Annotated in this window: 14 protein-coding genes and 1 riboswitch; of the genes, 8 read left to right on the plus strand and 6 right to left on the minus strand. The window is 54.6% G+C overall.

Annotated elements, in window-relative coordinates:
• Positions 1-79 precede the first annotated feature (79 nt).
• From KNP76_RS15960 to KNP76_RS09495, 3 genes are all read left to right on the plus strand, one after another.
• Positions 80-214, plus strand: coding sequence for a hypothetical protein (locus KNP76_RS15960; protein ID WP_255344253.1), 135 nt, complete (start codon positions 80-82; stop codon positions 212-214).
• 94 nt (positions 215-308) lie between these two features.
• Positions 309-1,238 (plus strand): manganese-dependent inorganic pyrophosphatase, encoded by a 930-nt coding sequence (locus KNP76_RS09490; protein WP_034805211.1) that lies wholly within the window; start codon positions 309-311, stop codon positions 1,236-1,238.
• Positions 1,239-1,356: 118 nt separating this feature from the next.
• Positions 1,357-1,848, plus strand: coding sequence for a hypothetical protein (locus KNP76_RS09495; protein WP_214844421.1), 492 nt, complete (start codon positions 1,357-1,359; stop codon positions 1,846-1,848).
• Between the two features lie 46 nt (positions 1,849-1,894).
• Here KNP76_RS09495 and KNP76_RS09500 read toward each other — a convergent pair whose 3' ends face one another.
• From KNP76_RS09500 to KNP76_RS09510, 3 genes are read right to left on the minus strand one after another with little or no spacing between them, the layout of a single operon-like run.
• Entirely contained in the window at positions 1,895-3,019 is a 1,125-nt protein-coding gene (locus tag KNP76_RS09500; RefSeq protein WP_214844422.1) for a DUF418 domain-containing protein, read from the minus strand.
• Positions 3,020-3,038: 19 nt separating this feature from the next.
• Complete coding sequence (locus tag KNP76_RS09505; RefSeq protein WP_034805204.1) at positions 3,039-4,592, minus strand: ABC-F family ATP-binding cassette domain-containing protein; 1,554 nt, start codon at positions 4,590-4,592, stop codon at positions 3,039-3,041.
• Positions 4,593-4,652: 60 nt separating this feature from the next.
• Positions 4,653-5,261 (minus strand): NAD(P)-dependent oxidoreductase, encoded by a 609-nt coding sequence (locus KNP76_RS09510; RefSeq protein ID WP_034816796.1) that lies wholly within the window; start codon positions 5,259-5,261, stop codon positions 4,653-4,655.
• A 128-nt stretch (positions 5,262-5,389) separates the two neighbouring features.
• A riboswitch (purine riboswitch) is annotated at positions 5,390-5,491 on the plus strand.
• A gap of 78 nt (positions 5,492-5,569) precedes the next feature.
• Between KNP76_RS09510 and KNP76_RS09515 the strand changes: the two genes are divergently transcribed.
• From KNP76_RS09515 to KNP76_RS09530, 4 genes are read left to right on the plus strand one after another with little or no spacing between them, the layout of a single operon-like run.
• The gene (locus KNP76_RS09515; protein ID WP_034816795.1) at positions 5,570-6,151 is read left to right on the plus strand and encodes a xanthine phosphoribosyltransferase; all 582 of its coding nucleotides are present in this window, start codon (positions 5,570-5,572) and stop codon (positions 6,149-6,151) included.
• Positions 6,148-7,452: a nucleobase:cation symporter-2 family protein gene (locus tag KNP76_RS09520; RefSeq protein WP_211780098.1), complete on the plus strand. Its 1,305-nt coding sequence runs from the start codon at positions 6,148-6,150 to the stop codon at positions 7,450-7,452. Before KNP76_RS09515 ends, KNP76_RS09520 begins: the two co-directional genes overlap by 4 nt.
• Before the next feature lie 34 nt (positions 7,453-7,486).
• The gene (locus tag KNP76_RS09525; protein ID WP_214844423.1) at positions 7,487-8,134 is read left to right on the plus strand and encodes an NAD(P)H-binding protein; all 648 of its coding nucleotides are present in this window, start codon (positions 7,487-7,489) and stop codon (positions 8,132-8,134) included.
• A complete protein-coding gene (locus KNP76_RS09530; RefSeq protein WP_214844424.1) occupies positions 8,131-8,523 on the plus strand; it encodes an RDD family protein in 393 nt (130 codons plus the stop codon). The genes KNP76_RS09525 and KNP76_RS09530 overlap by 4 nt, the downstream gene beginning before the upstream one ends.
• A 22-nt stretch (positions 8,524-8,545) precedes the next feature.
• Here the strand turns inward: KNP76_RS09530 and KNP76_RS09535 are convergent, their stop codons facing one another.
• Entirely contained in the window at positions 8,546-9,811 is a 1,266-nt protein-coding gene (locus KNP76_RS09535) for a purine/pyrimidine permease (RefSeq protein WP_214844425.1), read from the minus strand.
• Positions 9,812-9,887: 76 nt separating this feature from the next.
• Between KNP76_RS09535 and KNP76_RS09540 the strand changes: the two genes are divergently transcribed.
• The gene (locus KNP76_RS09540; RefSeq protein WP_214844426.1) at positions 9,888-10,592 is read left to right on the plus strand and encodes an alpha/beta hydrolase; all 705 of its coding nucleotides are present in this window, start codon (positions 9,888-9,890) and stop codon (positions 10,590-10,592) included.
• 30 nt (positions 10,593-10,622) lie between these two features.
• On the opposite strand, the gene KNP76_RS09545 is transcribed toward KNP76_RS09540, so the two are convergent.
• Both KNP76_RS09545 and KNP76_RS09550 read right to left on the minus strand, forming a co-directional pair.
• Positions 10,623-11,804: an MFS transporter gene (locus KNP76_RS09545; RefSeq protein ID WP_034805191.1), complete on the minus strand. Its 1,182-nt coding sequence runs from the start codon at positions 11,802-11,804 to the stop codon at positions 10,623-10,625.
• Between the two features lie 114 nt (positions 11,805-11,918).
• A complete protein-coding gene (locus KNP76_RS09550; protein WP_034805189.1) occupies positions 11,919-12,710 on the minus strand; it encodes an endonuclease/exonuclease/phosphatase family protein in 792 nt (263 codons plus the stop codon).
• Between the last annotated feature and the right edge of the window lie 16 nt (positions 12,711-12,726).

A 12,726-nucleotide genomic window follows, 5' to 3' on the forward strand; every position in this document is an offset into this window, starting at 1 on the left:
CAGATGGGTGACATCTGTTTGAATCAAACATCCGCGGGGAACAGTCTATGACATGACAAAACCGAAAGGGTGAAGACGCATGTCAGACAAAGACAAACGCGAACAAGAAGAACGTGAGAAGTTGAAACGCGATCAGCCCGACATCTCGCACGAGGAAGACTCAAAAGGGGATCATTCGGACCTCGAAGAGACGGACGAAGACGAACAAGCATAAAGAGCCCGCGGGCTCTTTTTGTTTTGCAATTGAAAGAACGGGCATAGACGTTATAATGAATGAGGGAAAACTAATTCAGTGAGGAGAATGAACTATGAGTACAGTACTTGTCTTCGGACACAAAAATCCGGATACGGACACGATTTGTTCAGCGATCGCCTACGCGGAGCTGAAGAAGAAATTAGGGATGGACGCAGAGGCTGTCCGTCTCGGTGAAGTGAGCAACGAGACACAATACGCACTCGACCACTTCCGCGTCAAAGCGCCACGTCTTGTCGAACGCGTCTCAGACGAAGCGAACGCGGTCATCTTGGTCGACCATAACGAGTTCCAACAGAGTGCCGTCGACATCGAAGACGTGCGCATTCTCGAAGTCATCGATCACCACCGCATCGCGAACTTCCAAACGGCAGACCCGCTTTACTACCGGGCCGAGCCAGTCGGTTGCACGGCGACGATTTTACTTAAACTCTACAAAGAGCACGGGATTGAGATCGCTCCGGACATGGCTGGTTTGATGCTCTCGGCCATCATCTCGGACTCGCTCCTCTTCAAATCACCAACGTGCACGGACGAGGACATCAAAGCAGCGAAAGAGCTTGCTGAGATCTCTGGGACAGACGTCGAGGCGTACGGTCTTGAGATGCTAAAAGCGGGGGCTGACTTGAGCCAAAAGACCGTGCCTGAACTCATCACGCTCGACTCGAAAGAGTTCGCGATGGGCGACTACCGTGTGGAAATCGCACAAGTGAACACGGTCGACGCGAACGACGTATTGAACCGTAAAGCGGACGTCGAAGCAGCGATGGCGGTGAAGTTGTTGGACAAAGAGCTCGACCTGTTCGTTCTTGCCATCACGAACATTTTGACGAACGACTCAGAAGCGCTCGTCGTCGGTGAGAAAAAGGACTTGTTCGAGAAGGCGTTCAACGTTGAACTTCAAGAAGGGTTGGCGACACTTCCTGGCGTCGTGTCACGGAAAAAACAGATCGTCCCTGTGTTGACAGAGACGGCGACGAACTGACGTATGAATGAACATCCTGGAGACGGGATGTTCATTTTTTATGGAGAATTTGGAAAATTAGCCTTATATTGAAAGAGGAAGATTGTATTATGAATCGAACGATGAATGGGGAGCACAGATGAAAAAGAAGCGAATCGGCTGGATGATGGGATTCGGGTTTGGGGTGTGTATCGGAATTTTCTATCTAGGTAACGTGATGACCGTTCAACCGGAGAAGATATCCGGAAACGGGAATCCGGCGCTCATCGGCCTGTTTTTTCTTTTCTTTTTCATCCTGCTTTTTATGCTCGGCTGGATGGAACTGATGACGAACGTGCGCCCACGCTTACTATGGGGCGGCTTCTTCTTTCTCCCGATATTGCTTGTTGCGGGGTATCGCTATCAGATGAATGCATTCGACCGATACCGGACGTACGTGACGGAAATCGTCTTAAATCAGCCGGGGCGTGGAGACTTAAACTACGCGAACAGCATCACGAGCGATGTCTTTTCCATTTACATGAACAATCAACTGTTCAACGTCAATACGTTCTTCATGTACGTCGGGTTGACACTGTGGATCGGAATCGCCCTGATGTTGTTGAACACGAAGGCAAAACCGGACCGTTAACGTAAACAAGGCTCGAAGCGTCTGCTTCGAGCCTTTATGATGCTTGTTAAGATTTTCGTTGCAACCCATACGTCCCGATGCGCCACAACTTCTCGAACGGTCCGTAACGGTGTGACTTCAGCCACCACATCGAGAAGAACGCTTGGGCAATCAAAATCGCGATGCTCAAGAACAAACCTTCCGTCAACGACAGGCGACCGTAGTAGCCGAGGGCGATAACGGGCAAAACGACGACGAGGGTGTGCGTCAAATAGTTTGTCAGCGCCATCCGACCGAGCGCTTGGAGCGGACGGAATGCGCGCCCGTTGCGGACGGCGATCGTGAATAGACAGACGTACGTCGTCGCGAGTAACTTCCCAGAGACGAGGACGGCAATCAAGTTCATCCAGTAATAGGCGTCGCCGCCACCGTAATGGTGCCACAAGATGACACCGAAAAACGGCAAGGCGAGCATGGCGCAGACGATGGCCGTCCGTGTCAGTCCTTGAATGGTCCACGTGAGTAGCTTTCGCTCCCGTCCGATATAGAGCCCGAACAAGAAGATACTTAAAATTTCAATCCCGACGAGAAGGGAGTTTGAGATAGCAGCAAAGATTTCGACGTTCAGACGATAATCGAACCAAACACTGAACCCGCCATTGAAGACGGTCGGGAACGGAACACCGGAGTTAAACAATCCGCCGTTGGTCCATTCCACTAGCGCGGATGAGACGTAAAGCAAGAAGAAACTTCCGAGCAATAAACTCCACGCCCACGTCAAGATGGCCCGATTACTCAAGCGATAAAACAAGGGAAGCAGTAAGCCCCACATCGCATACGTATGTAAGATGTCACCCGACCAGATGGCCAGGTGAGCGAGTCCGAACAAAAATAGAATGACGATACGTCGGACGTAGCGGCTCGCCGACTCGCCCCGAGCGTACGAACGCTCGAGGAAAATCGAGAAGCCGATGCCGAACAACAGCGAGAAAATCGTGTAAAACTTCGTCTGGACGAACATGTCGAACAGCGTCCGGACGAGCAAGTCACTTCCGGTGTAGTCGGGGCGACCGAACATCCAGTCGCTCCCGAGCATGCTCGGGATATTGACGAGAAAAATGCCGCATAAGGCAAATCCTCGAATGATGTCGTAAAGAACGATCCGTTCGTTCAATTGGATTGGGCCAGTCATGCGACACTTCCTCTACAAGTTAGAATACTTTCGTCGTCCACGACTCACAGTTCCAGACGTCTGTGACGATGTCTTGATAGAACTCTGGTTCGTGACTGATGAGTAGGATACTGCCTTTATATTCTTTCAACGCACGCTTCAACTCTTCCTTCGCATCGACGTCCAAGTGGTTCGTCGGCTCATCGAGGAGGAGAAGGTTCGACTCGTTGTTTTGAAGCTTACAGAGGCGGACTTTCGCCTTCTCGCCACCACTGAGCACCGCGATTTTACTCTCGATATGCTTCGTCATGAGCCCACATTTCGCGAGCATGGCTCGGACTTGTTGTTGGTTGAGCGATGGGAACTCGCTCCAAATTTCTTCGATACACGTGTTGTTGCTGACGGCCGCCTCTTGTTCGAAGTAACCAATCTCCAAGAACTCACCGCGTTCGACCGTGCCTTCGAGCGGATTGATCAACCCGAGAAGACTCTTCAACAGCGTCGTCTTCCCGATTCCGTTCGCTCCGACGAGCGCGATTTTCTGACCGCGTTCCATTTGCAGGTCGAGCGGACGTGAAAGCGGCTCATCGTACCCGATGACGAGGCCTTTGGCGTCGAAGATGAGACGGCCTGACGTGCGGGCCTGAAGGAAGCGGAACTCTGGCTTCGGACGTTCCGCACTCAGTTCGATGACGTCCATCTTGTCGAGTTTTTTCTGACGTGACATCGCCATGTTCCGAGTCGAGACGCGTGCCTTGTTCCGGGCGACAAAGTCTTTCAAGTCGGCGATTTCCGCCTGCTGGCGTTTGTAGGCCGACTCGAGCTGCGAGCGCTTCATCTCGTACACTTCCATGAACTTATCGTAGTCGCCGACGTAGCGCGACAAGTCTTGGTTTTCCATGTGGTAGACCAAGTTGATGACGCTATTCAAGAACGGGATATCGTGGGAGATCAAAATGAACGCGTTGTCGTAGTTTTGAAGATAACGCTTCAACCACTCGATGTGGACCTCGTCCAAATAGTTCGTCGGCTCATCGAGGAGGAGGATGTCCGGCTTCTCGAGAAGCAACTTCGCGAGCAACACCTTTGTCCGTTGCCCACCGGAGAGGTCCGTGACGTCACGGTCGAGCCCGACGTCTAGAATACCGAGACCACGCGCGACTTCCTCGACTTTCGCATCGATGATGTAAAAGTCGTTCGAGTCGAGCGTCTCTTGGAGCTCACCGACTTCTGCGAGCATGTCTTCCATTTGCTCCGGTGTCGCGTCACCCATCTCCATGTAGAGTTCGCCGATGCGTGTCTCCATGTCGATCAAGTATTGGAACGCGCTCTTTAAGACGTCCCGGATGGTCATGCCGCGCTCGAGGACCGCGTGCTGGTCGAGGTAGCCGACACGGACGTTTTTCGCCCATTCGATTTTTCCTTCATCCGGTTGCAATTTACGCGTGATGATGTTCATGAACGTCGATTTTCCTTCACCGTTCGCCCCGACGAGGCCGATGTGTTCGCCTTTCAAAAGGCGGAAAGAGACGTCGTTTAAAATAGCGCGGTCACCGAAGCCGTGGCTCAAGTTTTGTACCGATAATATACTCATGTGTTGTATTCGTTCCTTTCAAATTTAACTATCCGATATTGTAGCATGAATTGAAAAAAATTAGTACGCCAGTCCAATCGATTGGCGGATGAACAGCTGGTCTTCAGCGGCATTCAACATGAACTGGGCAACGTCGGCCCGGGAGATTTGCTTCCCGTTCTCTGGAATGCCATCGACGGACACGCGATACACCGACGTCCGAGGGCCATCCGTCAGTTGCATCGGCCGCACGATTGTATAATCGAATGACGAATTGCGCCACAGGTCAACTGCGGCCCGGTGATCACGGAGCGGCTTTCGGAGCATGAACGTGACGACTTTTCCGGCCAGCCCGGGAATCTCCTGATCGATTCCGGCCGAGGCGAGATAGATGATGCGCGTCACGCCGTTCGCTTTCATCGCCGGGACGAGTGCGTCGGTCACGCGGGCGAGGAAGTCTTCATCCGAAAGGTCGGTCCCGAGACAGCTGACGACCGCGTCATGACCATTCATCGCGTCCGTCAATGCAGACACGTCCGTCACGTCGCCCTCGATGATTTCAAGTTGTGGCGTCGGGATCAATTTTTTCTGTTCCCGGACGAAAGCCGTGACGTGATGGCCATGTTCGGTCGCTTGGTCGACGAACTGGTGACCGGTCCGGCCGGTCGCGCCTAATACAAATAGCTTCATCGCATAATCGCTCCCATCCTGATTCGTATACGTTCAGTATACAGCAGTTTCAGAAAAATCGAACTTTTAGCTATCCGTTCAGAAAGTGTTGCTTTTCCAAAGATATCGTCTACAATAAGTTCTATCTTATAAATAAATAGATTCGCACTCGTATATCCGTGAGAATATGGCTCACAAGTCTCTACCGAACCACCGTAAATGGTTCGACTACGGGTGGCGCTAGTCGTGTGTATTCGTCATGTCTCCATGCGGTTCGTTGCCTCCCGAGTTGGGGTGACGAATCGCATTTTTTTGTTGGAGGGAATAAGATGAAACGATTAGAAGACAAGATTAGAGAAGAAGGACAAGCCTTGTCCGAACACGTATTGAAAGTCGATGCGTTCTTAAACCATCAAGTCGACCCGGTCTTGATGCAAGACATCGGGAAAGCGTTCGCTGAGCGGTTCGCCGATCTCGACATCGACCGCATCGTCACGCTCGAGTCGAGCGGAATCGCTCCGGCGATGATGACGGCACTCGAGATGAACGTCCCGTTCGTCTTCGCCCGAAAACGTAAGTCACTGACACTCCAAGACGACCTCGTCGAAGCGGACGTCTACTCGTTCACGAAGCAAGAGACGAACCGCATCAGTTTGAGCCGACGCTTCGTAAAACCCGGAGAACGCATACTCGTCATCGACGACTTTCTCGCGAACGGGGAAGCGGCACTCGGGTTGACTGAACTCGTCGAGTCAGCTGGGGCGACGGTCGCCGGTATCGGCATCGTCATCGAGAAGTCGTTCCAACCAGGACGCGAGAAGTTACTCGCACGCGGTTATCGTGTCGAGTCGCTCGCACGAATCAGTAAGCTTGAAGCGGGACACATCTCGTTTGTGGAGGCTGTGCGATGAATACGTTCAAGACGGCCAGTCTCGGTTTCCAACATTTACTTGCGATGTACACGGGCGCGGCCATCGTCCCGCTCATCGTCGGCGGTGCCATCGGGCTCGGTCCGACGGAACTCGCATACCTCGTCGCGATTGATTTATTCATGTGCGGCGTCGCGACGCTGTTACAAGTATGGACGACCCGTTTCACTGGTGTCGGTCTCCCGGTCGTGCTCGGCTGTACGTTCACCGCGGTCGGCCCGATGATTGCGATCGGGAGCTCGAGCGGCATCACCGCTATTTACGGCGCACTCATCGCGAGCGGTATCATCGTCATTCTGATTTCTGGTTTCGTCGGAAAACTGGCTCGTTTCTTCCCGCCGGTCGTGCTCGGTTCGGTCGTGACGGTCATCGGCTTGTCGCTCATCCCGGTCGCCATCAACGATATCGGCGGCGGCGCGGCAGGGGAGCCTGGATTCGCCTCGATGCAAAACTTGGCGCTCGGTGGACTCACAATCGGTCTCATCATCGTCTTGAATCGGGTCGGGACGGTATTCACCCGTGCGGCAGCGGTTTTGTTTGCCGTCTTGATTGGGACCGGTGTGGCCGCCATGCTCGGACTCGTCGACTTCAGCCCTGTCCGAGAGGCGAGCTGGTTCCAGATGGTGCAACCGTTTTATTTCGGGATGCCGACGTTCAACGTCTCGGCTATCCTCGTCATGACGCTCGTTGCCATCATTTCCATGATTGAATCGACAGGCGTGTTCTTCGCGCTCAGTGACATCACGAAAAAACCGATTGGCTCGAACGAATTGACGAAAGGCTACCGGGCTGAAGGGGTCGCGACGATTCTCGGTGGCATCTTCAACAGCTTCCCGTACACGACGTTCAGCCAAAACGTCGGACTCGTGCAACTGTCGGGCGTCAAATCCCGTCGTGTCATCTTTTGGACGAGTGGGCTCTTGATTTTACTCGGTTTCTTACCGAAAGTGGCGACGTTCACGACACTCATCCCGAAACCAGTGCTCGGCGGGGCGATGCTCGTCATGTTCGGGACGGTCGCCGCATCCGGGATTCGTATCTTGAGCCAAGTCGATTTCTCGAAGAACGAGAACCTCGTTACAATCGCGCTCTCGATTGGCATCGGGCTCGGCATCACGGCCAACCCAGGAATCGTGGCCAACATGCCGGAACCGATTCAATTGTTCACTGATAGTGCGATCGTCGCTGGTTCGTTCACCGCATTGTTCTTGAACGGATTCTTCCGTCTCGTCGACCGCTTCCGTCCGGTCGAAGTCGTTGCCGAGGAACGGCAAGTCAGCTAGACTGAAAGCAACTACGAATCAAGGGGGAACGAGGATGGGGAAAACAGCACTTGTGGTCGGCGCGACCGGCTTAATCGGACGCGAGCTCGTCGAGCAGTTGCTTGAAGAGGAACGATATGATGCGGTATGGATGGTAGTCCGCCGCTCGACCCGTTGGCAGCATCCGAAATTACATGAAGTCGTCGGATTTGAAGGGATGGACGAGGCGTTACCTCACGTCGATGACGTTTACTGTGCGCTCGGGACGACGATTGCTGTCGCTGGTTCGCAAGATGCGTTCAAACACGTCGACCTCGACTTGCCGCTCGAGACGGCGCGCATCGCCAAACAACATGGCGCGACACGTTACGCTGTCGTCTCGGCGCAAGGGGCGTCGCTCCGCTCACCGTTCTTCTACAACCGAGTCAAAGGGGAACTCGAGAACGGCCTGAAAGTGTTCGGGTTCGACCATTTGATTATCGCCCGTCCGTCGCTATTGCTCGGGGATCGGAAGGAGTTCCGTCTTGGCGAGAAGGTAGCAGAGGTCGTTAGCCGTCCGCTCCAACCGTTTTTACTCGATAAGTTACCGGACGCCGCGCCGATTCAAGCGCTCCATGTGGCGCGCGCCTTGATTATGGCCGCCGAAGAAGGACAAGACACGGAAGTGTTGACGTCAGGCATGATGCAGAGGATGAGCCGATGAGATCGTTGACGAAAAAACGGACGCAAGCGGTGTTGATCGACAGCGTCATCGCCGGACTCGTCAGTTACGGTGTCGAGCAAATCGTCCGGAAGAAAGTGAAGAGCGAGTTCGTCCATACGGTCATCACCCCGACGCTTGTCGCCTATGCGCTCGAGGCGTGCCAGATGAGCCGTGGCGGCCAGACGCTCGGGTATAAACTGATGGGGCTCGAGTTACGAAACGACGATGGGAGCCCGGTCACGGCCGAGCAGGCGTTCAGACGCGCGCTTCACCGTGACACGCGCTCGATTGCAACCTATGTCAAAGACCGTACCCATTTCGAGCTTGAAGACGGTGCCGTCTTGCCGCACGACAGGGCATTCCATATGCACGTCACGAAAAAGAACTGACCTCGCGCCGAGGTCAGTTCTTTTAGTCTCTAATGCGGCTCAGGATGGCCGTCGTCAAGGCGACGATCGTCCCAAGGACGAGTCCGTTCGAGAATACGGTCGCAAGGAGCGGCGGCAAATCGTTCATCGCGCCAGGCGGGAGGAGCATCGCTCCGGCCCCGATGACGAGCGGGAGGCCGACGGTGAGCGAGGCCGTCTTCTGATTCAACTCGAACGCCGCCTCGTTAATCCCGATGATGATCATCGTCGCGATGAGCGGGGTGACGATGGCATAGCCGACCGCGGCTGGAATGCTCGCGATGAGCGAGACGAACGGACCGACCAAGGCGAGCACCATCATGAGCGTATGGGCGACGAGGTGCGGTGCCCGGTGCACGCTCTCGGTCGAAGACAAGAAGCCGGCCGTTCCTGAAATCGCGACCGGGCCCGGTGTACCGAACAATCCGGCCACGATTTGGCTGAAGCCGCTGACGATGCCTGACGCCGGGACGTTGCCTTCGACTTGTTGCTTCGTCCGCGAACTGACAATCCGTTCAATCAGTTTGATGTTGGCGAGCACGTTCGTCATAAGGAGGAGCGTGATGACGAACGCGGTCGGCAGCAAGTTCCAATCCCATACCCAAGCCCCGAACGGGAACAACTCAGGGACGAGGAAGAACGACTCCGAACGGACAATTGGATTGCCGAGCCCGAGCAGATTGAACAGCCCGAATCCGACAAGGAGCGTCATGACAAGACCGTACTGTTTGAAGCGGCTCCGTTCGAGCGTGAGGGCGAACAAGACGAGACCGGCCGTCGCGACAGCCTGAATCGTATTGATACCGCTCTCGCTCACGCCAAATCCGCCTTTGATGACGGCGCCTGACAACTGGAGGACGAGGAGAATCATATAGACGCCAAGCACTTGCGGCGTAAAGAGCGACAGCATCCGACGTAAAATCCCGGTGACGGTCATGAGCACACCGAGCACACCGCTCAAGAACAACATGAATCCGAGCGCTTGGAGTGTCTCTTGGCCGCTTCCGTATAGCGCAGGACCGATGGAGGCGTAGAGCGTGAACACGCCCCACCAAATGCCGGCCGGTCCTTCTAAAATCGGCAAACGGTGGCCGAGCAGCGTCTGGATGATGCTAAACAGCGCGAAGACGAACAGCGAACGTGAGATGAACGTCATCGTATCGGCCGGCGACAGTTCGAATAAGGCAGCGATCGAAAGCGGTGGTACAATATTTGTAGCTAAAATAAAAATGAACCACTGAATCGTCGTGGTTACAGTACTCTTGGTCATGGTGTCCCCCTGGTATTTCCCTTTTTTACTACTAGTGTACCGTGACCTTGAAACGGATGCAAATGGAGGTCTTATAATGAAGAAAAAGTTGAAGTGGATCGGCCTTGGTCTAGTTGGCCTCATTTTGGTCGCCGTCATCGGCTTCCTCGTGTGGACGCAACTGACGTATGGGCCGACGGATGAAGCGCTCGGTTACGCGGCCGAGGCGACGGAAGTGGACAATCGTCTCGAATTTGGTGATCCGGATAGCGAGGTTGGAATCATCCTCTATCCGGGTGCGAAAGTCGAGAAAGAAGCATACGCCTACTACGGCTCAAGACTCGCGGAAGAAGGAGTCTTTGTCGCCATCCCGTCGCTGCGCTTGAATCTCGGCATCGCAGATATCGATGCGGCGGAGACGATTATCGCCGCTCATCCAGGCATCGAACGTTGGATCGTCGGCGGACACTCGCTCGGCGGTTCGGCCGCGTCCGGTTCTGCGCTCGAGAACGAGAGCCGAGTCGAAGGGGTCATCTTCCTCGCTTCATACCCGATCAGCTCGATGGTGGAGAGCGAGCTACGTGTCTTGTCCATCTCTGGAGAAGTCGATGGGCTCGCGACGCAAACTGACATCGAGGCGAGCCGAGAAAACGTCCCGGACGATGCCGTCTTTTATGAGATTGTAGACGGCAACCATGCCAACTTCGGCATGTACGGACCGCAAGACGGCGATAACGACAGTCCGCTCAGCGCGAAAGAGCAGCTCGACGAGACGATTGAACAGATTTTAAATTGGTTATGAAAACAGCGTGCCCGAGGTGGGCACGCTGTTTTAGCGTCGGTCGAGCGTATAGCTGACCGTGGTGAGTAAAGCCGTCAAGAGCGCGACGGCACCTCCGACGAGGGCGAGCGTCATGACGGGTGTGTTCGCGTAGACGAGTCCACCGAGCGCAGACCCGAAGCCAATCCCGACGTTGCTCGCGACAGGCATGAGCGATGAGGCGAGCCCTTTGGCGTCCGGATTGAACTTCTCGGCCAAGTCGATTAAATACAGTTGCGTCGACGTCGTGAGCAAGATCGCCATGAACGACATGAGCGCGATATTGAGGAGGCCGAGCGTCACGTTCGACGTCGTCACGTACAAGGCGGCCAAGACGAACGCCTGGATGAGAAAGACGAAACGCAGTCGGCCGATCGGATTGTGACTCGCGATTTTCCCGGCCGCCATGTTGCTGAAAATCGAGATGAATCCGTACGCCAATAGAATCGGACTGACCCAAGCGACCGGCACACCGAGCACACCTTTTAAAATCGGGACGAGATACGTGTAGACGACGTACGTCGCGCCGAAACCGAACGCCGGGATGAAGAAGGCGATTAAAATACGTGGGTTCGTCAACAGGCGCAACTGGTCGGCAATCGACGTCCGCACACTCGTCAACTGACTCGGGACGACGCGGTACACAGCGAGAAATGCGACGACACCTAAGACGGTCGTCAAGATGAACGTCGTTTCCCAGCCGCTTCGTTGCCCGATGAACGTACCGAGTGGGACCCCGAACACGTTCGCCATCGTGAACCCGCCGAAGATGAACGAGATGGCGATGCCACGTTTTCCCGTCGGTACCGATTCACTTGCGACGAGCATGGCGAGCGAGATGAGAACCCCGGTCACGACGGCGGTCAACATGCGAAGGACGAGCAAGATGCCATACGTCGGCGCGAGGCTACTGAATAAGTTAAATAGGATAAAGAGAGCGGTCAGCGTGAGCATGAGCTTACGTTTCGGCAAATGGCTCGTGAATGACATCGTGAGCGGGGTCCCGATGGCGAACGTGATGGCGAAGGCGGATACGAGTGTTCCGGCCGTCGCGATTGAGATGGAGAGCCCGTCGGCGATGTCAGGCAAGATGCCGACAATGACGAACTCGCTCGTCCCGAGCACGAATGTCAGCAGGGCGAGCGATAAGATGAGCGTCCAGTCGGTACGGCTGAGCGATGGGGTAGTCGTCAAAATAAAATCACTTCTTTCGTTCAAAGTTGTTAGACTTCAGTCGTCTCCAACCATACCGAATTTACGACGAAAGAAAAACCCTTTTCTCTCACAATCGTGAAAGAAAAGGATTCCTTAGCGCCAAAAGGCGGTCGCTTCGACGCCAGCGTGGTCGGAGACGATCGGTCCGTTCTCACCGTCAAAGACGACGGCGTGGCGTGACACGTGAATCGGTGCGTTCGTCAGCATCAAATCGATTCGGAGCGCTTTCTTGTTCTCGTCCCAGCCGGCGATTTTGCCTTGGACGGTCGCATCGCCTTCACGTTCGGTCGCCAAATGAAACAAGTCTTGGAGACCGTGATCGATCAAGTAATCATACCCTTCCCCGCGGAGAAAGGCGTCGTTGTTGAAGTCACCGAGGAGAAGGGCACGATCATCCTCTTCGGCACGGCGCAGCAACTCATCAAGCTGATGGCGGACCGGTTCTTCCTCGTCATGCCACCAACCGAGATGGCACGAGTAAACGGCCGTCGGCGCATCGACGCCGTCGACGATCGCCTTGACGATCTTTCGGGACTTGTAGTTGTTCGGGTCCGTCGTCTTCGAGACGAAGAACGACTCGGTCGATAAAAACGGGGTACGCGACAAAATGGCGACACCTTCTTCGTAGACGTCATAGCCGTAATGGGCGAAGTCCCACGTCATGTGATACGTGACCCCGAGCTCCTTCAATCGTTCGACGAGCACGTAGGCGAAGTTGTTCTCCCGGATCAACCCCTCGACGATCGGGGCCTCTTTGTGTTGATTCACTTCTTGGAGCGCGATGATGTCATAATCCTCGCTCGCGATCCGTTCGACGATGAAGTCGATTTTTTCTTGTTGGCGGTCCTCTAACCAGGCGTGGCAGTTGAGCGTCAAAATATTCACGATAGTCCTCCTTTAG

This window comes from Exiguobacterium sp. s150 (assembly GCF_018618435.1).
GTDB lineage: Bacteria > Bacillota > Bacilli > Exiguobacteriales > Exiguobacteriaceae > Exiguobacterium > Exiguobacterium alkaliphilum.